Origin of the sequence: Amycolatopsis sp. GA6-003 (genome assembly GCF_046267895.1) — a bacterium.
In the GTDB taxonomy this organism is placed as follows: domain Bacteria; phylum Actinomycetota; class Actinomycetes; order Mycobacteriales; family Pseudonocardiaceae; genus Amycolatopsis.
On sequence record NZ_CP176499.1, the window covers coordinates 25,879 to 49,066 of the forward strand.

Below are 23,188 nucleotides of genomic sequence, written 5' to 3' on the forward strand. Positions count from 1 at the left end.
GATTGGTTTTCCGCGCGGCTGGGTACCAAAGCCACCATGTGGTTCGCGTTGGCTACGCCCGTGGTCGTGATGGTCGCCGCCGTGCTGATGGAATCCGTGGAGCGATATTGCGTGCGGACTCCGAGCGGGGCGGTCCGGCGGCCGGTCGAACGGGCGGCGCTGCGGGAAGCGTCGATGCCGGTCGCAGCCGTCGGGGCGGCTCGGCTGAAGCAGCGAGCCGCCTGAGGCCGCTCATCGACCGGAGGGGCCGGTGTTCTTGGGAGGAACACCGACCCTCCAGCCGGTGGGCGAGGCCCGCGCTCTGCCCGTCGGGGTGGCGGAGCGCGGGCCTTTCTCTTGTCAGCGCGCGGTGTTCCCGGTGAGCCGCCGGTACCAGTCGTCGTACGGATGGTTGGTGGCCGGGTAGTTGACGAGCGGATCGGTGGCCAGGCCCGCGTCGTCGAAGTCCCAGCCGCGGACCGCGTGCCCGCTCTTGCGCGCGGCGACCAGGAACGCCGAATCCTGCGCCGGGGCCCCGTAGAACAGCGCGTCTTGAAGTTCGGCCGGATCCCCTTGCTGGTATTCGTCAAATGCGACCTGCTGGTACTGCACGCGGCCGCCGGTGACGAGCGCGGTGGAGTAGCGCAGGGTTTGCGCCGGCGTGGACCCGTCGGCGCCGCTGGCGACAGAGATTCGCCCGGCGTTCGCCTTGTCGTAACGCGGATCGGACGTTTTCGCGTTGCCGGTCCAGGTCACCGTCCCGCCGGACGAGTCGAGAGTGCCGCGCCACTGCCAGTTCTGGCCGCTCGTCGGGCTGCGGTGGATTTCGCGGATCCCGGAGCTGGTGAACGCGACCGTCGGCAGCACCCCGTTGTCGTACTGATGGCTGGCCGACCAGCTGATCTCGCCGTCCGCGCCGAGCTGTCCGGTGTGGTACCAGAGCGTGGCTGCGCTGGGCGACTGGTGCACCTCGACGATCCGGCCGGAGTCGTCGAGCGCGACCGCCGGGGTCTGGCCGCTGTCGTAACGGCCGTGGCGCTGCCAGGCGACGCGTCCGTCCGCGCCGAGCTGCCCCGTCCAGTACCAGAGCGCGCCGCCGCCGGAGTCGTGCACCTCCACGACCTGGCCGCGGCTGTTGACCGCGACCGCCGGGTGATACCCGACATCCCGGCGATACGCGGCGCGCGTGCCGCCGTCGCCCGACAGCAGCGGGAGCACCTTGCCGCGCAAGGAATCCGTGGTCGCGCCGGCGCGGTAGGCGGCGGGGGAGAGCAGCCGCGGCCCGAACGCGGCACTCAGCTCGGCGTTGACCGCGGCCAGGTTCCCGGCGGCGAACGAGTCGTTGTCGGTCAGGTCGTCTTTCAGGTCGAGCATGACGACGATCGGCGCCGCGTCCGGGTGTGCGGCGGACCAGGCGTTCACCGCGGCGAGCCAGTCGCGGAGACTGTCGGACGCCGGGTTGCCCGCGTGGTCGACGAGGTCGCCGGGCGAGCTGTGGCCGATTCCGTAGTCGTGCCGGGTGGCGTAGCCGTTGTCGTGGATGTCGAATTCGATGAACCGGACACCGTGGTCGAGCTGGTAGGAGATGGACCCCTTCGCTCCGTCGACGTTGCCGGAGTAGCTGTTGTGCGTAGCGGCGAAGACGGTGTCGGTGAAGGGTTGCGCGGCGTTCGCGGGCGCGGCGCCGAGCGCGGTGACGGCGGCAGCGGCGAGCGCGATCGTGCGGAATCGGTGCATTCAGACCCCCAGGCCGGACGGGCAATCGGCGAAATACCGGCGATCTTGGCAGAGTTTCATGGCATGTTCTCCTGATGCGGGAAAACGACGAGGAAACGTTCGCTGAGCACGTGGCCGGCTTGCTGTCCGGTTTGCCCGGAGTCGAAGCGGTGGCGCTGGGCGGCTCGCGGGCGCGCGGAACCCACCGGCCGGACAGCGACTGGGACTACGCGGTGTACTACCGCGGCGCGTTCGACCCGGCCGACCTGCGCGCGCTCGGTCTCCCGGGCTCGGTGTCGGAACTCGGCGAATGGGGCGGCGGCGTCTTCAACGGAGGCGCGTGGCTGACCGTCGACGGACGCCCGGTGGACGTGCACTACCGGGACCTGGACGTGGTCGAGCACGAACTCGCCGAGGCGGAGAAGGGCCGGTTCCACTGGGAGGCGCTGGCGTTCCACCTGGCCGGGATCCCGAGCTACCTGGTGGTGGCGGAGCTGGCGCTGAACCGGGTGCTGCGCGGCGAACTGCCGCGGCCGGAGTACCCGGAACTGCTGCGGGAGAACGCTTCCCGGTTCTGGCGTGCTTCGGCGGAGCGGACGTTGGAGTACGCGAAGTCGGCGTATGCGAAGCACGGCCGCGTCGCGGAGACCGCGGCGTCGGTCGGGGTGGCGGCGATGCAGACCGGGCACGCGGTGCTGGCCGCGCGAGGGGAGTGGGTGACGAACGAGAAAACCCTGCTGGAACGGGCGGGGCTGCGCGGACTGGACGACGTGGTGGCGGGGATGGGGCACGATTTGGCGGGGGCGTTCGCGACTGCTTGCGCTCTGCTAGGGCAGGCGACTGGAGCCGAGTAGCCGGAAGCTGGTGCGGTGCGACGGGTTCCGGGTTCGGTGCTGGCGAGATCCCCACGGCTGGTCAGTGCGGCGACCGGTGCCTCGGTCAGAGGATGAACTCGGTTCCATCCGGCGGCAGCTCCGCTCCGGCACCCACCACCGCGGCATGCTCTGGACCAGTCGGGTCTACCACGGGGTTCGTGTTGTTCAGATGCGTGTAAGCCCACCTCGTCGTGCCTGGGCGGGGTGCGAGCCTCGGCAGCGTTTCGGTGATCGGGACGTGGCCCATCGCCTGCTGGGCGGCCGGGTCGGCGGTTGTCGTGGTCGTGAATTCGGTGCCGCGGTAGAAGGTGCCGTCGAGCAGGACCAGGCTCGCGCCTTCGGTGAACGCGTCGAAGCCGGGCGGCCAGGTGCGCAGGCAGGGGGCGTAGACGAGGGTGCCGCCGGTCGACGGGTCGTGGATGCGGTAGGCGACGACCCACGGGCCGGGGCGAGGGGAGGAGCGGGCGTATTTCGGTTGTTTGTCGCTGACGGGGAACGAGGTGACGTGAAGGCCGTCGAGGGTGGTTTCGGTGGTGGGGAGCCAGTTCCAGCCGTGGTACGCGTCGATGACGGGGCGGGCCGGGAAGTGGTCGGTCAGTGCGTGCAGCGCGGCGGCGGGGGCGTGCACGGTCAGGTCGGCTGCCTCGCGGAGCATGAGCAGGCCCAGGGTGTGGTCCAGTTCCGCGTCGGTGAGCAGGACTGTGCGCAGTGGTGTCTCGCGCGGGCCCGGTCCGGCGCGCAGGGCTGGGGTCGCCAGGATTTGCGCGCGGATGTCGGGCGAGGCGTTCAGGAGGTGCCAGACCCGGCCGTCCGCGCTGAAGGCGACGCTGTCCTGCGTACGCGGGGGCGAGCCCGACGTACAGGCGGCGCAGGCGCAATTCCACTGCGGGAAGCCGCCGCCGGCCGCGGTGCCCAGGAGGATGACTTTCATCGGGCCGGGCCGCGCGGGATCAGGTCCGAAGTGGACGGTGCGGCGAGGATCAGGTCGACGGTGCCGCGATGCGGGGAACGGGAGCAGACAGGGTCGGGGTTGGCCGCGTCGCCGGTGAGCTGGAACGCCTGGCAGCGGCAGCCGCCGAAGTCGGTGGCGCGGCGGTCGCAGGTGCGGCACGGGTCGCGCATCCACTCCTCGCCCCGGTAGGCGGCGAAGGACTCCGAGCGGTACCAGATGTCGGTGAGGGCGGTGTCGCGGACGTTGTCGAGCGTGAGCGTCGTGATCGCGCTGGCGGCGGGGCAGGGCAGGACGGTGCCGTCGGGGGCGATCGTGAGTTGCCGCGCGCCCCAGCCGTGCATGCAGGGTTTGGGGAACGGTTCGTAGTAGTCGGCGACGACGTAGATGATTTCCATCGTGCCGCGGAGCCGTTCGACGGCGGCGCGGACGACGGGTTCGGCGGCGGCCAGTTGCGCGCGGGTGGGCATCAGCGCGGCGCGGTTGCGCAGGGCCCAGCCGTAGTACTGGGTGTTGGCCAGCTCGAGGCGGTCCGCGCCCATCGACTCGGCCAGGGCGATGAGGTCGGCCAGCTGGTCGTGGTTCCGCCGGTGCAGCACCACGTTGACGGTGAGCGGCAGGCCCGCGGCTTTGACGAGTTCGGCGGCGGCCCGTTTCCGGTCGAAGGCTTTCGCTCCGGCGAGCAGGTTCGCGCGGTCCGGAGTGGCGGCCTGGACGGAGAGCTGGACGTGGGCGAGGCCTCGTTCGGCGAGATCGGCCAGCCGGTGCTCGGTCAGGCCCAGTCCGGAGGTGACGAGGTTGACGTAGCAGCCGAGGCCGCTCGCGTGCGCGACCAGGTCCGGAAGATCCGCGCGCGCCAGCGGTTCTCCGCCGGAGAGGTGGACCTGGAGCACGCCGAGCTCCCGGGCCTGGGACAGTGCGCCGGTCCATTCCGCGGTGGACATTTCCGCGGCCCGGCTGACGAGTTCCACCGGGTTCGAGCAGTACGAGCAGTGCAGCGGGCACCGGTGGGTCAGTTCCGCGAGGAGGCCGAGCGGCGCGGTCACGTCCATTCGATCACCCGCCGTTGGCCGAACCGTGCCAGCACGGCGAGGACGTCGCTCTCCCGGACGCCTTGGTACCGGCTGCTCAACCTCGTGACGATGCCGGAGACGGGGGTGGTCCCGTCGCACAGCTCCAGGACCGCGGTGGCGGTGGAATTCGGCACCAGCACGCCTTCCGGGAACAACAGCACAGGTATGCCGCGGACGTGATCGAACGTCAAGCGCACGCCGACGCGCAGCTTCGGCACGGACGCGGCGGTGATGGTGTCCATCGGCTCACTCCTTGGCCGCGGCGCGTTCGATGGCGTCGAGCATCGACCACAGGACGTCGCACTTGAACGACAGCGCCGCCACCGCCTTCTCTTGCTGTTCGCGGGTGACGCAGTGCTGCACGACAATGTCCAAAGTGTCCTTGCCCTCGCCGGAGACCTTGTCGATCCGGTTGGTGAAATACGCCAGGTCGGCGCGGGAGATCCACGAATAGTTCGCGAGGACGTCGGCTACGCGCTGCTGCATCAGGTGCCCGGCGAACATCTCGGTCAGCCCGGAGGCGACGGCTTCGACCCACGGTTTGGTGCGGGCGAAGGTGACGTAAGCGTCGACAGCGAACCGGACGCCCGGGGCGACGTGTCGCTCGTCGAGGACTTCGGCACGGTCCAGGCCGACCGCGGCGCACAGCCGCAGCCAGCGTTCGGCTCCGCCTTCGCCCTCGACGGCGCCGTCGTGGTAGACGATGCGGTCCAGCCAGAGCCGGCGGATTTCCGGGAGCGGGCAATTGCTGACGATGGCCGCGTCTTTTTGCGGCAGCATGCGCTGGTAGTACCAGCGGTTCGCGGCCCAGAGTTTCAGCTCGTGCTCGGTCAGTTCGCCGGCGTGCATCCGCCGGTGGAACGGATGGCCGCCCCAGTACCGGGGCGCGAGGCCGCGCAGGGCTCCGGTGAACTCCGCCGGACTCATCGGGTGCACTGTGGACATTCGCGTACTCCGGGATTCTCGCTGAGCGGTAAGGTTTTCCGGGAAGGGACGGGACCGCGGCGGACCGGCCCCGTCCGGCGGATCACTCCTCCCGGCGGGCCGCGTAGGCGGTGACCTCCATCGGCGTTTCGTATTCGACGAAGTCGGGCGCGGTCCACATTTCGGCGGGTTCGGGCATGGGAAACTCGCTTTCCTTCGGTGGTGCACCGGTGAGCGGGGCACGCGTCCCCGCCGCGAACGCCGTCACCCTAAAAGCGCAAGGCGGCCGGTCGCCAGGGGCGGGCAGGGATTTCCCGCTTCCTTTGTAAAGATTCCTTCCGATGGCGCAGCGGGTTGCTCACTCTGCGCCGCCGGGCGGCCGGTTGTCCGCCCGGCAGAAACCGGGCGGCGGTGCGGAAACCTCCTGCCGTCGGTTGACATCGGGACCGCGGGCGGCCGAATAATAGGGTTCAAGTGCGGTTGACAACGATGTCAGAGGCTTTGGGAGCGACGTGACCCAGGTAAATCGCAGGCGGTTTCTGTCCGGCGGGATCGCAGTCGCGGGCGGTGGTGTGCTCGGCGCGTTCGGGACGGCCGGCCCCGCCGGGGCCGCGGAGGAGGCTCGGCCGCGGCCGGTCGGCGGCGGGGAGATCGGCAGCGGCTGGACCTTTGCCGCGGCCGACGGCTCGGCGGACGGGAGCGTGCTGGCGAGCGCGGCGGAAGTCGCCGGGCTGAAGCCCGCCGTCGTTCCGGGGACGCCGCTGACCAGCATGATCGCCAACGGCGAGTATCCCGATCCGCTGTACGGCCACATCGTGACCGACACCGTCCCGGACACGCTCAAGGACACCGGCTACTGGTACCGGGTCGCGTTCCGGGTGCCGAGACTGCTTCCGGGGCAGCGGTTCTGGCTGCAGTTCGACGGGATCAACTATCTCGGGACGATCTGGCTCGACGGGACCAGGATCGGCACCGTCGAAGGCGCGTTCAAGCGTGCCGTTTTCGACGTCACGGACATCGTGGCCAAGGCGGACGGCGTCGCTTGGCTGGCGGTGCTGGTCGGGAAGCTCGACTACGCCGACCCGCCCGCGTTGCCCAGTTACGCCAGCGGGGTGACGCGGGGCGGGCGCAACGGCGGGCCGACCGGGATCACGCTGAAGAACGGGCCGACGTTCTTCTGCACCGCCGGCTGGGATTGGCTGCCGACCATCCCGGACCGGGACCTGGGGATCTGGCAGCCGGTCAGCTGGCATACCACTGGGCCGGTCCGGATGGCCGACGTGCACGTCACCTCGACGCTGTCGCCGGACTTGCGCACGGCGGAGGTCGCGATCGAGCTTGCGCTGGACAGCGCGGTCGAGAAGTCCGTGGTGGTGAAGGGATCGCTGGACGGGCGCGAGTTCCGGCGGACGGTCCGCGTTCCGGCAGGGGCGTCGACGGTGGTGCTGACGTCGAAGGACCTGGCATGCCTGCGATTGGAGCAGCCGAAGCTGTGGTGGCCCAACGGGTACGGCGATCCGTATCTCTACCGGCTGGCGGTCAGCGTCGAGTCCGGTGGTCAGGTCTACGACGAACGGGCGCTGAACTTCGGGGTTCGCCGGATCGAGTACACGACGCCGATGCGGTCGCCGTCCGGGACGGTGAGCCAGTGCCTGGCGATCACGGTCAACAATCAGCCGATCCTGGTGATGGGCGGCAACTGGGGGATGGACGAGGCGCTGAAGCGGATTCCGCGGGAGCGGTTGCGGGAGCAGGTCCGGCTGCATCGCGACGCCAACCTCAATCTGATCCGGAACTGGAACGGCCAGAGCAGCACCGAGGACTTCTTCGCCGCATGCGACGAGTACGGGATCTTGGTGTGGCAGGACTTCTTCTGTTCGACCGAGGGGCCGCCCGCGGAGAACGTCGCCCGGGACCTGGCCAATATCCGCGACTGCATCGTGCGGTTCCGCAATCATCCGTCGGTGCTGCTCTGGTGCGGCGGCAACGAGGGGCCGCCGCCGCAGCCGCTGATCGACGGGCTCGACGCGCTGGTCGCCGAGCTGGATCCGCAGCGGGTGGTCTTGACCAGTTCCGCCGGGGACACCGGGGAGAATCCGATCGACGGGTACCGGTCCGGCGGGCCGTACCATTGGGTTCCGCCTGCCCGGCATTTTTCGCTCAATGACGGGACGCAGTGGCCGCCGTTTCGCAATGAGGTGGGGTCCTATTCGATTCCGACTCTGGAGTTCATCCGGAAGATGCTGCCGGAGGGGTCGTGGGAGCGGCCGGACGACTTCTGGGCCGACCGGGATGTGAACGGGAACGGGGGGAACGGGGGCGGGGCCGGGTATCTGCGGCTTACTGCCGAGCGGTACGGGGAGGTGCGGAATCTTCCCGACTTCGCGCGCAAGTCGCAGATGATGAATTACGAGTGCATTCGGGCTATTTATGAGGCTCCGGTGGCGCATATGGGAAGTGCTGGGCCTTATCCGCGGACCGGGGTCATCATGTGGATGACCAATCCTGCGCAGCCTAGTTTCGTCTGGCAGATGTACAGTCATGATCTGGAGGCGCATTCGGCGTTTTATGCGGTTCAGCACGCTTGCCGGCGGGTCAATGTGGTGCTGGATGCGCGGAGTTTCGATGTGGTGGTGGCGAATCATTCGCGGGCGGTGGTGCGGGGTGCGGTGGATGTTTCGCTTTACGGGTTGGACGGCGTGGAATTCTCGCGTCGTTCGTTTCCGGTTGGCGGGGTGAAGGGTTCCGATCGGGCGGTGGTCGGGAATGTTGCTTCGCTGATGGAGGGGGTGTCGTCTGAGGTTGTGTTTGTTCGGTTGTTGTTCAGGGGTGCGCGGGGGGTGGTCCGGAGTTTTTACTGGGTGGAGAATCCTGCTCGGGCGGTGGGGTTTGCCGGGCTGGACGGGATGGATGCGGCTGCTGTTTCGGTGATTGCCGGGCGTTCGCGGGATGGGGTCGAGGTGGCTGTTGACGTGCGGAATAGTGGCGAGGCCGTGGCGTTGATGGTGCATTTGCAGGTGTATGACGTGCGGACTGGGGAGCGGGTTCTTCCGGCTGCGTTCAGTGATAATTATCTGAATTTGGTGGGTGGGGAAGAGGTTGGTGTTCGGGTGCGGTTGGGGGCCGAGCAGGTGTTGCGGCATCCGGAGGTGGGGGTTCGGGTGGACGGGTGGAAGGTTGATCAGCGGGCGTCCCGGTTGCGGGGGCGGGGGGTGGAGGTGACGTTCAATCGGGAGGCATTGGATGTTTCTCCTGCGGTGGCTGCGTTTGGGGGGTGAGGTGGCTGCTCGTCGCCTGGCGGCGACATTGCAGTCGGGTGGTTGCGTGGGGCCCCCGAAGTTTGATTGTGCTGACGGTTCGGGGGTGCTTGTCAAGGCGGGAAAGATGCCTTGACAAGCACCCCCGAACCGCAGGGCGGCTTTGTATCGGGGGCGGGGGAGGGGCTGGGTGCCTCGCTGTTTGGGTGCAGCGGTGGCGGTTTTAGGGCTGGGTGCCTCGCTGTTTGGGTGCGCTGGCTGCGGTCGGGGGTGGGTGCCCGATCGTTGGGTGCATCGGCGGCGGTTTTCGGGTGGGGTGCATCCCGGTGCGGCTGTGGCGGGCCGGGGGGCGTGAAGGTGCCCTCACGGACGTCGGGCGGTCGTGAGGGGAGCCCTGAGGGACTCTGAGGGTATGAGGGGTCCCCTCATGGAAGCCCGGTGAGGGTTCGGCCGGTGTCCACTGTGGACACTCGGAGACGGGGTCAGCCGTCCAGGGTGCGTTCGGGGGCGGTGAGGATGGCGTCCAGCAGGCCGGGGAATCTTGATTCCATCTCGTCGCGGCGGACGTGGACTATGCGGTGGCGGCCTTCGGCCACGGTGCGGGTCAAGCCTGCTTCGCGGAGGACTCGGTAGTGGTGCGAGATCGTCGGGTTGCTCAGGCCGAGGTTCGTTTTTTCCACCAGCGTCGCGCAGTCGATCGGGTCCCCCGCTTGATACATCGCCTTCAGCAGTGTGCGCCTGCCTGGATCGGCCAGGGCGCTGAGGATCACCGTCAGGTCGAACGACTCGACGGACGGCTCGGGCAGCGTGCGCGGCACGGGTGGGGCTCCTTCGATGTTTTGACCGTCGTCGAAGTGTAGTTTATGCTTCGCGATGTGACGATTCGACAATCATCGAATGGTGTGCGGTTGGTGATCCTGGCCGTGGGCACGTTCGTGCTCGGGGTGGACGGGTTCGTGCTGCCTGGGCTGCTTTCGGACATTTCGCGGGACCTGTCGGTGAGCGTCGCGGCCGCGGGGCAGCTCACGACGGTCTTCGCGGTCGCGTATGCGGTGGGGTCTCCGGTGATCGCGACGCTCGCCGGGAGGGCGGACCGCAGGGTCGTCATCGGGGCGGGGATGGGGGCGTTTCTCGTCGGGATGGTGCTGCAGGCGGCGGGGCCGACGTTCGGCGTCGTGGTGGCGGGGCGGGTCGTCGCGGCGCTCGGGGCGGCTGCGTTTCAGGCCAACGCGTTCGCGGTCGCGGGGGTGCTCGCGGCACCGGAGCGGCGGGCCAGGGCGTTCGCGGTGATCGGCGCGGGATCCAGCCTCGCGGCGGTGCTCGGGGTGCCGTTCGGGCTGCTGATCGGGCAAGTGTGGGGGTGGCGCGGCACGTTGTGGACGATCGTGGTGCTGGCGGCGGTCGCGGCGGTGCTGGCGGGGGCGTTCGTTCCGTCGATCACGTTGCCGGCGACGACGATGCGCGAGCGGCTGCGGGTGCTGGTCAATCCGCGGATCGTCACGTTGCTCGCGGTGAGCGCGCTGGTGCTGGCGCCGTCGTTCTTGCTGATGGCGTACGCCTCGGCGGTGGTGGGGGTGAGCGCGCCGGGCAGCGCGGGCGCGATTCTGGTGGCGTTGCTGGTCAACGGGGCGGGGTTCTTTCTGGGGAACCGGCTCGTGGGGCGGGTGGCCGACCGGTTCGCGTCGTTGCGGGTGATCGTGGTCAGCTTGGGGATCGTGGTGGTGGCCGCGGGCTCGTTGTCGGTCGTTCAGCGGTGGTTCGCGCCGACGCTCGTGGTGTTGTTCGTGCTCGGCGTGCTCGGGTCGATGCTGTTCATCCCGCAGCAGAACCGGGTGTTCGTGGCGGGCGGGGACGTCGCGGCGGTCGCGTTGAGCCTCAACGGGTCGATGAACTACGTCGGGACCGCGATCGGCGCGGGGCTCGGCGGGGTGGTGCTGGCGAACGCGGGAGCGGGGTGGCTCGGGCCCGCGGCGTCGGTCCTGGCGGCGGCGGTCCTCGGGGTCGCGGCGGGCACCGCGCCCGAGCGGCGGGCGGCGAAGCCCGCGGTCCGGTGAGCGTCCAGTGTGGACAGACGGGGGGACGGCGGGTTGCCGTGTCCGCGGGACTGGCGGATGATGGGCGGCCAGTCCCCGTCCCGTTCCACCGCAGCCCCGGAGGCACGCGATCGCCGGCAACGCCGCCGAACCCGGGCGCACGGTCCTGAGCCGCGCGTTCGCGGTGCTCGATTCCTTCCTGACCGGCCGACCCGAGCAGACTCACGGCGAGATCACCCGGGCGACCGGGCTCGCGCCTGCCACCGTGCACCGGCTGCTGGCCGAACTGACCGGCTGGGGCGCGCTCGAGCGCACCGGCCGGGGCCGGTACCGGATCGGGCTCCGGCTGTGGCAGCTCGGGGCGCAGGCGCCGGGCGGGCGCGAGCTTCGCGACGTCGCGCTGCCGTTCCTGCAGGACCTGCTGCAGGTGACGCACGAGGTGGTGCACCTGGTCGTGCTCGACGGGGACCGCGCGCTGTATCTGGAAAAGCTCGAGGCGCATCCGGATGTCGTGGTCACCTCGCGGGTCGGGCTGCGGCTTCCGCTGCACGCGGCGGGGCCGGGCAAGGTGCTGCTCGCGCACGCGCCGCCGGAATGCCTCGAGAAGATCCTCGCCGGCGGGCTCGAACGGCGCGCCAGCGGGACGATCACCGACCCGGCGCGGCTGCGGCAGGTGCTGGCGGAGGTCCGGCTGCAGGGGTTCTGCATCTCCCGCAACGAGATGACCGAGGGCGCGTCGTCGGTCGCCGCCCCGGTGCGCGGGCCGGGCGATCAGGTCGTCGCGGCGATTTCCGTGGTGGTGCCGAGCTGCACGCCGAATCTGTCGCCGCTGGTGCCGGTGGTCCGGATGGCCGCGCTGGGGGTCACGCGCGCGTTGCAAGGCTGAGGAACTTTTCCGCTGAGTGGAAGAGGGGCTGGGCGGGCCGGGACCGGGCGGGGAGACTCCGGACCGCCCGTTGCCGCACTGCCCGAGGAGAAGTCCGTGAGCCCTGCCCCGACCGTTCGCGACGCCGCGTTCGACGTGCTGCGCCGGTTCGGCGCCACGACGGTGTTCGCCAACCCCGGGTCGACCGAGATCGCGCTGCTCACCGACCTGCCCGACGACCTCGAGTTCGTGCTGGCGCTGCACGAGGGTTCGGTGGTCGGCATGGCGACCGGCTGGGCGCTCGCGAACGACCGGCCCGCGGTCGCGATCCTGCACACCACCGCGGGGCTCGGGAACGCCGTCGGCGCGCTCGCCACCGCCCGGGTCAACCGCGCGCCGCTGGTCGTGCTGGTCGGGCAGCAGGACCGCCGGCACCTCGCGCTGGAGCCGTTCCTCACCGGCCACCGGCTCGACGACCTGGCCCGGCCCACACCGGTGTGGATCGCGGAACCGCCGCGCCCGCAAGACGTTCCGGGCGCGCTGGCCCGCGCCTGGCACGAGGCGCGCGAGCACCGCGGCCCGGCGCTGGTGATCGTGCCGATGGACGACTGGTCCGAACCGGCGGGTGCAGACGAGCCGCTGCCCGCCCCGGCGAAGCTGGTCCGCGCGAACGCCGCCGAGCCCGCGGTGCTGGCCGAACTCGCGGAATTCCTCGGTGCCGCAAGCAATCCGGTGCTCGTGGCCGGTGCCGGGGCCGACGACGCGGAGTCTTGGCGCGGGCTGACCGCGCTGGCGGAGAAGCTCGCGTGCCCGGTGTGGCAGGAGGCGTTCGGCGCCCGCGCCGGATTCCCGCAGGACCACCCGCAGTTCGCCGGGCATCTGCCGCCGGGCCGGGAAGGACTGCGGAAAGCGTTGTCCGGGCACGACGCGGTGCTCTCGGTCGGTGCGCCGGTTTTCCGCCAGTACCCCCGGGAACCGGGACAGCTCACCGAAGCGGGCACGCGCCTCGCGGTGGTCACCGACGATCCGAACGAAGCGCACCGCAGCCCGGTCGACCTCGCCGTGCTGGCGCGGCCGTCGGCGGTGTGCGGTCCGCTGGCGGAGCGGATCCCGGCGCGGGAAGCCGGTGCGGAGAAGATCGGCCGGACCGTCGAACTGCCCGGGGCTCCCTCGGAAGGTGCGCCGCTGGGACCGGAGCACGTGTTCGGCCTGCTCGCCCGTCGACTGCCCAAGGACACGGTGCTGGTCGAGGAATCCCCGTCGAGCCGCCCGTTGCTGCACGCGCTCGTCCCGGCTCGCGAGCCGCTCGGGTTCCTCAGCGCGGCGATGGGCGGGCTGGGCTTCGGCATCCCGGCGGCGATCGGGCTGCGGATGGGCGGCTTGAAGCGGCCGGTGGTGGCGGTGATCGGGGACGGCTCGTCGCTGTACTCGATCCAGGCGCTGTGGAGCGCCGCGCACTACGGGGCCGGTCTTCTCGTGCTCGTGCTGTCCAACGGCGGCTACGCGATCATGGACAAACTCGCCGTGCGGCACGGCGAACGCACGGCCGGGGGCGGAAAAGCGCCGTGGCCCGGGTTCGGCGAGGTCAGCGTGAGCGGGCTGGCGAAATCGCTCGGCTGCCCGGCGCGCCGTGTCGAAACCTACGAAGAACTGGAGTCGGAGTTGGACGAGGTGCTGCCGACGCTGGCCGCGCGCACGGAGCCGCTGGTGCTGGAAGTGGCGGTGACGGCATGACGTTGCTCGGAACGGGATGGCAGGGCCGGATCTTCTCCGGCGGATGGATCCCCGGTGCGGGCGGCGAATACGACGCCGTCGAGCCCGCGACCGGGAACACGCTGGCCAAGGTCGGCGCGGCGGCTCCAGAGGATGTCGCCAAGGCTGCCGCGGCGGCGCGGGAAGCGCAGCGGGAGTGGGCCGCTCAGCCGTACGACGCGCGGGCGCGGGTATTGCGCCGGGCGGCGCGGCTTTTCGAGGACCACGGCGACGAGATCGACGAATGGCTCGTCCGGGAATCCGGTGCCACCCGGGCGTTCGCGAAGTTCCAGACCCGCGCGGTCGCGGCTGAGGAATGCCACGAAGCCGCCGCGCTCGCCGCCCACCCGTACGGGGAACTGTTGCGTTCCAGCCAACCCCGGCTGTCGATGGCGCGCCGGGTTCCGGCCGGAGTGGTCGGCGTGATCTCGCCGTTCAACGCGCCGGTCATCCTCTCCATCCGCGCGATCGCGCCCGCGTTGGCGCTCGGCAACGCTGTTCTCGCGAAGCCCGACCCGCGCACGGCGGTGTGCGGCGGCGTCGTGCTGGCCCGGATCTTCGAGGAGGCCGGGCTGCCCGAAGGGCTGTTCCACCTGCTGCCCGGCGGCGCGGACGTCGGCGCGGCGTTGGTCGAGGATCCGCTGGTGCGCGTCATCGCGTTCACCGGCTCGACCAGCGCGGGCCGCCGGATCGCCGCGGCGGCGGGGGAGCGGCTCAAGCGCGTGCACCTCGAACTCGGCGGCAACTCGGCGCTGGTCGTGCTCGCGGACGCGGACGTCGAGCAGGCCGCGTCGGTCGGCGCGTTCGGTTCGTTCAACCACTCCGGGCAGATCTGCATGGCGACCGGACGCCACCTGGTCGCCGCCGAGATCGCCGACGACTACGCGGCCGCGCTCGCCGAGCACGCGGCCAAGCTGACCGTCGGCGACCCGGCGAACGGCGACGTCGCGCTCGGTCCGCTGATCGACGCGGCACAGCGCGACCGCGTGCACTCGGTGGTCACCGGCAGCGCCGAGGCCGGCGCGAAGATCGCCGCCGGCGGCACCTACGAGGACCTGTTCTACCGCCCGACCGTCCTCACCGACGTCCCGCTCGCCGCGCCCGCGTACGCCCAGGAGGTGTTCGGCCCGGTCGCGCCGGTCGTGCCGTTCTCCACAGTGGACGAAGCAGTGCGCCTGGCCGGCGGTACCGAATACGGGCTGTCGCTGGGCATCCTGACCCGGGACGCCGCGCGGGGGCTGGCGCTGGCCGAGCGGATCCCGTCCGGTCTGGTGCACGTCAACGACCAGACGGTCAACGACGAAGCCCTCGCGCCGTTCGGCGGGGTGGGGGATTCGGGGACCGGCTCCCGGCACGGCGGCGCGCGGGCCAACCTGGAGGCGTTCACCGAAACCCAGTGGGTCACCGTGCGCGGCGACCTTCCGCAGTATCCGTTCTGACCGCACTACTCGACCAGGTCCCCTCCGACGACGCAGGTGATGACATGACGGTCTCGACAGATCCCCGGGCGCGGCACGCCCGCTGGGTGGCCCCGCTGTGCTGGACGGCGGTGGCGCTCGAAGGGTTCGACCTGGTGGTGCTGGGCGTCGTGCTGCCCGCGCTGCTCAAGGACAAAGCGTGGGGGCTCGACCCCAACACGGCGTCGCTGATCTCCGCGGTCGGGCTGCTCGGCGTGGCGGTCGGCGCGTTCGCGATCGGGCCGCTCAGCGACCTGTTCGGCCGCCGCGGGATGATGCTGCTGACCGTGATCAGCTTCTCGGTCTGCACGCTGCTCTGCGCGTTCGCGACCGGGCCGTGGCTGTTCGGCGTGCTGCGCTTCCTGGCCGGGCTCGGGCTCGGCGGCGTGCTGCCGACCGCGCTGGCGCTGATCACCGAGTACGCGCGGATCGGCCGCGGCGGCAGCGCGACCACCGTGCTGATGACCGGCTACCACGTCGGCGCGGTGCTCACCGCGCTGCTGGGAATCCTGGTGCTGCAACGGTTCGGCTGGCAGTGGATGTTCGTCATCGGGGCCGCGCCGGCGCTGGTCCTGGTGCCGCTGATGATGAAGTTCCTGCCCGAGTCGAAGGCGCTGGAGCGGGCGAAGGAGGCCCGGCGGAACCGCAACCCGCTCGGCGTCCTGTTCCGGCACGGCTACGGCCGCGCGACGATCGCGTTCTGGGTGACGTCGTTCATGGGGCTGCTGCTGGTGTACGGCCTGAACACCTGGCTGCCGCAGATCATGCGCGCGGCGGGCTACGAACTCGGCGCGGCGCTCGCTCTGCTGCTGGTGCTGAACGTCGGCGCGGTCATCGGCCTGCTGGTCGGCGGCCGGGTCGCGGACAAGATCGGCTACCGGCGTTCGACGATCCTCTGGTTCGCCGCGGCCGCGGTCTTCCTGGCATTGCTGAGCATCAAGCTGCCCGGGGCGAGCGTGTACGCCGGCGTGCTGCTGGCGGGGATCTTCACCTTCAGTTCGCAGGTCCTGGTCTACGTGTACATCGCCCGCGTGTACCCCGCCGAAGCGCGCGGCACCGGACTCGGCGCGGCGAGCGGGATCGGCAGGTTCGGCGCGATGTCCGGGCCGCTGGTGACCGGGCTGCTGCTGTCGGCGGGGCTGGCGTATCCGTGGGGCTTCTACCTTTTCGCGGCGGTGGCGGTGATCGGGGCGCTCGCGATCGCGGTGGTGAAACGGGATCCGGCACCGGACGCTCCGGTGGACAGCCCGGCGCCGCGGGTGGAGGCGTCGTGAGTGGCGATCACGGTTAGAACCGCGATCGCCGCTCACGAGGAGGCGACGGTGAGGCGGTCGCTGTCGGTGTCATAGTCGAACAGTTCCGCGTACCGGCCCCAGTCGATCGCCGTGTCCAGTTGCTGCCGGGCGTCGGCGGCGGAGAAGCCTCGGCGGAGCAGGTCGAGGAAGAACTCCGCGCGCAGCGTGCCGTCCGAACTGGCGGTGAGCGCGTTGACGATCGTGCGCACCAGCGGCGCCCGGTCGCGGACCTGACCGGCGAAGATCTTCTTGCTGGTCTGGATGTCCGCGGTGGTGAAGGCGGTGCCGGCCGGGGTCAGGTGCAGGTCGCCGCCCGCCACGAAGAGGAGGTCGAGCAGGGCGGCGGCGTCGACGAGCGGCAGCAGGTCGTCGACCTCGAAGCTCAGTTCGGCGGCGAGGTCCGGCAGGTCGGCGTGTCCGCCGCGGGCGTGCACCAGCTCTACGAGCCCGGCGAGGCCGCCGACCGACGCGGGCGGCAGCGGCCGGGCGGTCGGCGTGGCCTGCGCGGGTTCGACCGCTGCCGGGTCGCGTCCGGTCAGCAGGTCGTAGAGCCGTTCGACCAGCGCGCCGAACGCGGGGGATTTGCGGTCGCGCGGGCGGGCGAGGTCGATCTCCACTTCCGCGCGCAGGCTCCCCGGATTCGCGCCGAGGACCAGAACCCGGTCCGCGAGGAGCACGGCCTCCTCGATGTTGTGCGTGACGACGCAGACCGCTTTGGTGGGGAAATCGTCGCGCTGCCACAGGCTCATCAGCTCGGTGCGCAGGTTTTCCGCGGTCAGCACGTCGAGCGCGGAGAACGGTTCGTCCATCAGGAGCACGTCCGGTTCGAGCACGAGCGCGCGGGCGAAGCCGACGCGTTGCCGCATCCCGCCGGAAAGTTCCTTCGGGTAAGCGGATTCGAACCCGTCGAGCCCGATCAGGTCGATCGCCCGCAGCGCGCGCTCGCGGCGGGCTCTCGGCGGGACGCCGCGTGCGGCGAGGCCGAGTTCGACGTTGTCCTGCACGGTCAGCCACGGCATCAGCGCGAAGGTCTGGAACACCATCGCGGCGCCCGGATTGGCGCCGTCGAGTTCGGCGCCGCGGTAGCGCACGGTGCCGCGGGTGGGCCCGATCAGCCCGGCGATCGTGCGCAGCAGCGTCGACTTCCCGCTGCCGGACCGGCCGAGCAGCGCGACGATCTCGCCGGCGCGCAGGTCGAGGGTGATGTCGTCGAGGACGCGCAGTTCGTCGCCCGCCGAACCGGGGAAGCTCTTGCTGACGTGCTCGACGGACACGAGGACTTCGGACATGAGAATCGCCTTTCAGGACAGGGAGAACCGGCGTTCGGCCAGCCGGTACAGCCGCCGCCAGAAGAGCCGGTTGAGGCCGACGACGTACAGGCTCATCACCGCGACGCCGAGCAGGATCCGGCCGGAATCGCCGGAGCCGGTCGCGTCGGCGATGTACGCGCCGAGACCGGTCGCGGTGAGCGTGACCCCGTGGTAGGAAACGATTTCCGCGACGATGGAGGCGTTCCACGCGCCGCCCGCCGCGGTGATCCCGCCGGTGACGTAGCTCGGGAAGATCGCGGGCAGCACGAGCCGCCGCCACCACAGCGCGCGCGGCAGCCGCAGGTTCGCCGACGCCTCGCGCAGGTCGTGCGGAATCGCCGAGGCGCCCGCGATGATGTTGAAGAGGATGTACCACTGCGCGCCGAGGCTCATCAGCAGGATGCCGCCCCAGTCCAGGGAAATCCCGGTCGCCACCAGCACCGCGGTGATGAGCGGGAACAGGAAGTTCGCCGGGAACGACGCGAGCACCTGCACGACCGGCTGGGCGAGCCGCGACACGCGCGGGTTCATCCCGATCCACACTCCGACCGGCACCCACACCAGCGTGCCGACGACCACCAAAGCGAGCACGCGGGCGAACGTGATCAGGCCGAGCAGCAGCACGTGGCCGATCTCGCCGTACCCGGTGGTCTCGCCGATGAACAGCACCGCGCGCACCGCGCCGTAGAGGAGCAGCCCGAAGACCACGATGCTGAACACGATGTCCGCGGTGCGGCGGCGGGCGGGGGAGAACCGCAGCGGGTACTCGGCCAGTCCGAAGATCGCCAGCGCGCGGTCGAGCGGGAAGACCAGTTTGCCGAGCACCCGGCCGAGCAGCGCCGGGATCCGCGAGCGGCGGAGCAGGTCGAGCACCAGGCTCCGGGGCGCTTCCGCGGCCTCGGAATTCTCGACGCGGAACCGCTCGGACCACGCCGTGAGCGGCCGCCAGAACAGCACGTTCACGCCCACGACCAGGACGACCATCACGCCGACGGCCAGCAGCACCTTGCCGAGGTCGCCCTCTTCGGATGCCGTCGCGACGTACGCGCCGATGCCGGGCAGCGCGAACTTCTGGTTGTTCACGCTGAGCGCTTCGGAGGCGGTGAGGAAGAACCAGCCGCCGCCGAAGCTCATCATGCCGTTCCAGACCAGCGGGATCATGCCGCTCGGCACGTCGACGCGCCAGAACCGTTGCCAGCGCGACAGCCGCAGCAGCCGGGCCGCCTCGTCGAGGTCGCGCGGCTGCGACACCAGCGAGTGGTGGAACGCGAACGTCATGTTCCACGCCTGCGAGGTGAAGATCGCGAAGATCGACGCGCATTCCAGGCCGAGCTGCGAGCCGGGGAACAGCGCGATGAATCCGGTGATCGTCACCGACAGGAAGCCGAGCACCGGCACCGACTGCAGGATGTCGAGAGCGGGCAGCAGGATTTTTTCGGTGCGCCGCAGCCGGGCCGCCGCGGTCGCGTATCCGAAGGTGAATCCGACCGACAACACGAGCGCGACGAACATCCGCAGCAGCGAACGTCCGGCGTAGTAAGGAAGTTCGGCCGGATCAGTGGACACTGTGGACGGTGCGGTCGCCGGGGTCCACGCCGATGCGGCACCGTGCGCGAGCCGCACGACCAGCCACAGCGCCGCGGCGGCGCCGAGGAACACCGCCACGTCGGCGATCGTGCGGCGGGGCCGGACGAGGGCGCCGCGGGTGGGGAAGGTACGCAGCATGGTCTAGTTCTCGCTGTCTCGCTCGGGGTCGGACAGTTCGGTTTGCCAGCGCACGCTGGTCACCGAGGGCTCCATGGACAGCCGGCTGACCGCCGACTCCATCTGCTTGTCGTCGCGCTGATCGGCGCACAGTTCGGCGCGCACCTGCACCTGTCCGTCGGTGCCGGTGTTGGTGCTGGTGACCGATTGCAGGGAGAAATCGGTGCGGGCCAGCGCCTGCACGAGCAACGCGCGCACGTGCGCTTCGGAATCGTCCTTGGTCACCGCCAGAAACGTGTACGACGTCGGGGTTTCGCGGCCGGTCGCCGGACGGCGGTCGACCACCCGGCCGAGCGGACGCAGCGCGATGTTCACCGCCATCACCACGGCAGTGCCCGCGACCGCCGCCGGGTACAGCCCGGCTCCGGCCAGCGCGCCGACCGCGGCGGAACACCACAGCGTCGCCGCGGTGTTGAGTCCGCGCACCGTCAATCCTTCGCGCAGAATCACGCCCGCGCCGAGAAAACCGATTCCGGAAACGATTTGCGCGGCGACCCGGGTGGGGTCGGCGCTCGCTCCGCTGAACCCGTGCGCGGACAGCAGCACGAACAACGTCGCCCCGGCCGCGACCAGGGCGTTCGTCCGCAGGCCTGCCATCCGGGCGCGGTATTGGCGTTCAAATCCGATCACCGTGCCGAGGCCCACTCCGGTGCCCAGGCGCAGCAACATCTCCGCAGTCGTCATCTGCGCTCCCACTGTTTTGGTGCGAAAAGTTCAGGAATAGTCGGAAAAGGCTCAATAACGGACGGTTACCACCACGTGCGGTGGCGGGCGTAGCCGCGTTTCGCTGCCTGCGCGGCCAGCGCGTACTCGGCGAGCACGAGCACCAGCCACAGCAAGTAGCTGGCGGGCAGCGCCTGCATTCGCAGCGGTCCGGCGAGCGGTGACAGCGGCACCAGCAGGCCGATGGACGCGGCGGCTGTGGCGGCCAGCACGACCGGGCGGCTGGCGCGCAGGGGAGTGCCGCGTCCGCGCAGGACGAGCACGACCAGCAGCTGCGACAGCAGGCTCTCGACGAACCAGCCGGTCTGGAACAGCAACGGATCCGCGCCCGCGCCGAAGCCGTGCCACAGCACCGCGAACGTCGCGAGGTCGAACAGCGACGACAAGGGGCCGAAGACGAGCATGAAACCGGTGAGCCCGCGCGCGTCCCACCGGCGCGGCCGGCTCAGGTACTCGTCGTCCACCCGGTCCCAGGCCAGCGCGAGCTGAGCCAGGTCGTAGAGCAGGTTCGACACCACGAGCTGGATCGGCAGGATGGGCAGGAACGGCAGGAAAGCGCTGGCCGCGAGCACCGACAGCACGTTGCCGAAGTTCGACGCCGCGGTGATGTTGACGTACTTCAGCGTGTTGCCGAGCGTCCGCCGTCCTTCGGCCACGCCGCGGGCGAGCACGCCGAGGTCGCGTTCGAGCAGCACCAGATCCGCCGCGTCCTTCGCCGCGTCGGTCGCGGTGTCCGGCGCGATCCCGACATCGGCGGTGCGCAGGGCAGTGACGTCGTTGACGCCGTCGCCGACAAAGCCGACCGCACGGCCGTTCTCGCGCAGTGCCGTGACCACGCGGGCTTTGTGCGCCGGCGTGAGCTTCGCGAAGACGGTGGTGTCCTTGACGATCTCGCGCAATTCAGTGTCGTCGGCCGCTTCGACCTGGTGGCCGAGCACGACTTCACCGACCGGGATGCCCGCCGAATCCGCGACGCGCGCGGCGACGTGCCGGTTGTCCCCGGTCAGCACCTTCAGCGCAACGCCTTGCTCGCCAAGGGTTTTCACCGCGTGCACGACGCCGTCGCGGACCGGGTCGACGAACCCCACGAAACCGACGAGGATCATCTCGTTCTCGTCAGTTTCGTCAAATCCGCCGAGCTTGGTCTCGACTTCCCGGGCCGCCACGGCGAGCACTCGCATGCCGTGTTCGGCGTACGCGCGCACCAATTCCTCCGCGCCGATCCGCGCCGCGTCGTCGAATTCGGTGACGACACCGTCGCGGCGCGCGTGGCTGCAGCGCGGCAGGATCTCGTCCGGGTCGCCCTTGCTGATCAGCAGGTGATCGCCGCCGCGCCGGACCACGACGCTCGCCCGGCGGCGCGCGTGGTCGAAGCCGATCTCGGCGACGCCGGTGAACAGCGCGTCGGCGACCAAATCGTCCTCGCTGTCGAACAGGGTCTCGATCGCCTCGTCCAGCCGGTCGTGGCGGTCGGTCTGGAAGCGCACCGCGAGGCCCGCGTACTCGGCCGCTTCGCCGTCCGGGCTGCCGGAGTAGTCGACGCTGTGCGCGTAGGCGATCCGGTCCTCGGTGAGCGTGCCGGTCTTGTCGACGCACAGCACGTCCATCGCGGCGAGATCCTGGATGGCGTTGAGCCGCTTGACGATCACCTGCCGCCGGGAGAGCGCGCCCGCGCCCCGGGCGAGGTTCGTGGTGAGGATGACCGGCAGCATCTCCGGCGTGAGGCCGACCGCGACGGCGACCGCGAACATCCCCGCCTGCGCCCAGTCGCCGGTGACCGTGCCGTTGACGACGAGCACGATCGGCACCATCACCAGCATGAACCGCACGAGCGTCCAGCCGACGCGGCGGACTCCGGCGTCGAAGCTGGATTCCGCGCGCGGCTCGGCGGATTGCTTGGCCAGCGCGCCGAAGTAGGTCTCGCCGCCGGTCGCGGCGACGACCGCGGTGGCCGTCCCGCCGACCACCGACGTGCCAGCGAAGCCGAGCGCGGGCGTCTCGACGAGTTCGTGCTCCTCGTGCTTGCCGGGCTGGGGCGCGCGCTTCGCGACCGGCAGCGCCTCGCCGGACAGGGCCGACTGGTCGACCACGAAGTCTTTGGCCGCGACGATGCGCACGTCAGCCGGGATCACGTCGCCCGGTCCGAGCAGCACGACGTCGCCGGGCACGAGGTCGGTCGTGGGCACTTCGCGCTCGCTGCCGGGAAACTCCGCCGCAGCGCGCCGGCGCACGGTGACCGTGGTGGTGATCTGGTCGCGGACCGCGCTGATCGCCCGCTCGGACCGAGTGTGCTGCCAGTAGCGAAGGCCGATGCTGAGCACGACCATCACGCCGACGGTCACCGCGCCGCGAATGTCGCCGACCCCGGCGAAGACCACGCCGAGCGCGGTCAGCAACGCGACGAACGGGCTGCGCGCGGCGGCCCAGACGCGGACCGGAGCCCGGTCCGTGCCGTCGACGCGGTTGTCGCCGAAGCGGCGCAACCGTTCGGCCGCCTCGTGCTCGGTGAGGCCTTTGGGCGAGCTGTCGAGATTCCGGAAAAGGGTCAGCACCGGCGCGTCGCCATGGGCGCGCAGGGCGGGAAAGCGGGTCATCGGTCGTCCCCTCGAGGTCTGCTGGGCGGCAGCGGACCGCGCGGGGCTCCCGGACCTACTTGGCGGCCCGGGTTCCCGCACGGTCGTGCCGACTACTTCCTTCGCCGGTCACCCGGCTCACCTCCTCCGCAAGACTCGCCGGCCGGCGTCGTGCCGCCGGCCGGGGACCAGTAGAGCGCACCTCGCGAAAACAGTCAAACACTTGTGCAAGTGATGGGTGCTAAGTCACCCTGGAGGCCCGTCCGAGAGGATGTCCGCCGTGTCCGTCTTGTCCCCGCCCCCGCCCGAACCCCTTCCCGCCGACCTGCTGCAGGACGCCGCCGCCACGTTCGGCCTGCTGTCGGCGACCGTGCGGCTGCACCTGCTCTGGCTGCTGTCGCACGGGGAACGCGACGTCGGCACGCTCGCCGAGGAGACCGGCCAGACCGTGCCGACCGCCAGCCACCACCTGGGGAAACTGAAACTCGCCGGGCTCGTCCGGGCGCGCCGCGAGGGGAAACGGCAGGTGTACGTGCTCGACGATCCCCACGTGCGGCACATCGTGCAGCTGGCGGTGGAGCATCACCGGGAGCTGTCCGGCGGGGTCCGGCGGAGCAAAGGCGCTTGATCTTTCCCGGACGTA

20 protein-coding genes are annotated in these 23,188 nt (G+C 70.6%); 9 read left to right on the forward strand and 11 right to left on the reverse strand.

Annotated features, from left to right (window positions below):
- Positions 1-36 precede the first annotated feature (36 nt).
- Positions 37-225, forward strand: coding sequence for a hypothetical protein (locus F9C12_RS00130; RefSeq protein WP_409179958.1), 189 nt, complete (start codon positions 37-39; stop codon positions 223-225).
- A gap of 114 nt (positions 226-339) precedes the next feature.
- Here F9C12_RS00130 and F9C12_RS00135 read toward each other — a convergent pair whose 3' ends face one another.
- Positions 340-1,716, reverse strand: coding sequence for a hypothetical protein (locus F9C12_RS00135; RefSeq protein ID WP_409464237.1), 1,377 nt, complete (start codon positions 1,714-1,716; stop codon positions 340-342).
- Between the two features lie 74 nt (positions 1,717-1,790).
- On the opposite strand from F9C12_RS00135, the gene F9C12_RS00140 reads away from it, so the two are divergent.
- On the forward strand, positions 1,791-2,549 hold the full coding sequence (locus F9C12_RS00140; RefSeq protein ID WP_409464238.1) for a nucleotidyltransferase domain-containing protein: 759 nt from the start codon (positions 1,791-1,793) through the stop codon (positions 2,547-2,549).
- A gap of 85 nt (positions 2,550-2,634) precedes the next feature.
- Here the strand turns inward: F9C12_RS00140 and pqqB are convergent, their stop codons facing one another.
- The 5 genes from pqqB to pqqA form a co-directional block, all read right to left on the reverse strand.
- Positions 2,635-3,501, reverse strand: a complete 867-nt coding sequence (gene pqqB / locus F9C12_RS00145) for a pyrroloquinoline quinone biosynthesis protein PqqB (protein ID WP_409464239.1) — start codon at positions 3,499-3,501, stop codon at positions 2,635-2,637.
- A complete protein-coding gene (gene pqqE / locus F9C12_RS00150) occupies positions 3,498-4,571 on the reverse strand; it encodes a pyrroloquinoline quinone biosynthesis protein PqqE (protein ID WP_409464240.1) in 1,074 nt (357 codons plus the stop codon). The genes pqqB and pqqE overlap by 4 nt, the downstream gene beginning before the upstream one ends.
- Positions 4,562-4,834 (reverse strand): pyrroloquinoline quinone biosynthesis peptide chaperone PqqD, encoded by a 273-nt coding sequence (gene pqqD, locus F9C12_RS00155; protein WP_409464241.1) that lies wholly within the window; start codon positions 4,832-4,834, stop codon positions 4,562-4,564. The genes pqqE and pqqD overlap by 10 nt, the downstream gene beginning before the upstream one ends.
- A gap of 4 nt (positions 4,835-4,838) precedes the next feature.
- Positions 4,839-5,519, reverse strand: coding sequence for a pyrroloquinoline-quinone synthase PqqC (pqqC, locus tag F9C12_RS00160; RefSeq protein ID WP_409464242.1), 681 nt, complete (start codon positions 5,517-5,519; stop codon positions 4,839-4,841).
- Between the two features lie 100 nt (positions 5,520-5,619).
- Positions 5,620-5,715 carry a pyrroloquinoline quinone precursor peptide PqqA gene (pqqA, locus tag F9C12_RS00165; RefSeq protein WP_409179965.1) on the reverse strand — a complete coding sequence of 32 codons (96 nt, stop codon included), beginning with the start codon at positions 5,713-5,715 and terminating at the stop codon, positions 5,620-5,622.
- A gap of 502 nt (positions 5,716-6,217) precedes the next feature.
- Between pqqA and F9C12_RS00170 the strand changes: the two genes are divergently transcribed.
- Positions 6,218-8,794, forward strand: coding sequence for a glycoside hydrolase family 2 protein (locus F9C12_RS00170; protein ID WP_409464243.1), 2,577 nt, complete (start codon positions 6,218-6,220; stop codon positions 8,792-8,794).
- Between the two features lie 461 nt (positions 8,795-9,255).
- Here the strand turns inward: F9C12_RS00170 and F9C12_RS00175 are convergent, their stop codons facing one another.
- On the reverse strand, positions 9,256-9,591 hold the full coding sequence (locus F9C12_RS00175) for an ArsR/SmtB family transcription factor (RefSeq protein WP_409464244.1): 336 nt from the start codon (positions 9,589-9,591) through the stop codon (positions 9,256-9,258).
- 84 nt (positions 9,592-9,675) lie between these two features.
- On the opposite strand from F9C12_RS00175, the gene F9C12_RS00180 reads away from it, so the two are divergent.
- The 5 genes from F9C12_RS00180 to F9C12_RS00200 all read left to right on the forward strand — a co-directional run bounded on the left by F9C12_RS00180 (position 9,676) and on the right by F9C12_RS00200 (position 16,154).
- Complete coding sequence (locus tag F9C12_RS00180) at positions 9,676-10,827, forward strand: MFS transporter (protein ID WP_409464245.1); 1,152 nt, start codon at positions 9,676-9,678, stop codon at positions 10,825-10,827.
- Between the two features lie 163 nt (positions 10,828-10,990).
- Positions 10,991-11,692 carry an IclR family transcriptional regulator gene (locus tag F9C12_RS00185; RefSeq protein ID WP_409179968.1) on the forward strand — a complete coding sequence of 234 codons (702 nt, stop codon included), beginning with the start codon at positions 10,991-10,993 and terminating at the stop codon, positions 11,690-11,692.
- 96 nt (positions 11,693-11,788) lie between these two features.
- Entirely contained in the window at positions 11,789-13,405 is a 1,617-nt protein-coding gene (locus tag F9C12_RS00190; RefSeq protein ID WP_409464246.1) for a thiamine pyrophosphate-dependent enzyme, read from the forward strand.
- Positions 13,402-14,862 carry an aldehyde dehydrogenase family protein gene (locus tag F9C12_RS00195; RefSeq protein ID WP_409464247.1) on the forward strand — a complete coding sequence of 487 codons (1,461 nt, stop codon included), beginning with the start codon at positions 13,402-13,404 and terminating at the stop codon, positions 14,860-14,862. Before F9C12_RS00190 ends, F9C12_RS00195 begins: the two co-directional genes overlap by 4 nt.
- A 44-nt stretch (positions 14,863-14,906) precedes the next feature.
- Positions 14,907-16,154, forward strand: coding sequence for an MFS transporter (locus F9C12_RS00200; protein WP_409179971.1), 1,248 nt, complete (start codon positions 14,907-14,909; stop codon positions 16,152-16,154).
- Positions 16,155-16,186: 32 nt separating this feature from the next.
- Here F9C12_RS00200 and F9C12_RS00205 read toward each other — a convergent pair whose 3' ends face one another.
- From F9C12_RS00205 to mgtA, 4 genes are all read right to left on the reverse strand, one after another.
- Entirely contained in the window at positions 16,187-17,464 is a 1,278-nt protein-coding gene (locus tag F9C12_RS00205) for a nitrate/sulfonate/bicarbonate ABC transporter ATP-binding protein (RefSeq protein WP_409464248.1), read from the reverse strand.
- Positions 17,465-17,476: 12 nt separating this feature from the next.
- Positions 17,477-19,210 carry an ABC transporter permease gene (locus tag F9C12_RS00210; RefSeq protein ID WP_409464249.1) on the reverse strand — a complete coding sequence of 578 codons (1,734 nt, stop codon included), beginning with the start codon at positions 19,208-19,210 and terminating at the stop codon, positions 17,477-17,479.
- Positions 19,211-19,213: 3 nt separating this feature from the next.
- On the reverse strand, positions 19,214-19,933 hold the full coding sequence (locus F9C12_RS00215) for an MgtC/SapB family protein (RefSeq protein WP_409179974.1): 720 nt from the start codon (positions 19,931-19,933) through the stop codon (positions 19,214-19,216).
- Positions 19,934-19,998: 65 nt separating this feature from the next.
- Positions 19,999-22,566, reverse strand: a complete 2,568-nt coding sequence (mgtA, locus tag F9C12_RS00220; protein ID WP_409464250.1) for a magnesium-translocating P-type ATPase — start codon at positions 22,564-22,566, stop codon at positions 19,999-20,001.
- Positions 22,567-22,816: 250 nt separating this feature from the next.
- On the opposite strand from mgtA, the gene F9C12_RS00225 reads away from it, so the two are divergent.
- Positions 22,817-23,173 carry an ArsR/SmtB family transcription factor gene (locus F9C12_RS00225; RefSeq protein ID WP_409464251.1) on the forward strand — a complete coding sequence of 119 codons (357 nt, stop codon included), beginning with the start codon at positions 22,817-22,819 and terminating at the stop codon, positions 23,171-23,173.
- Positions 23,174-23,188 lie beyond the last annotated feature (15 nt).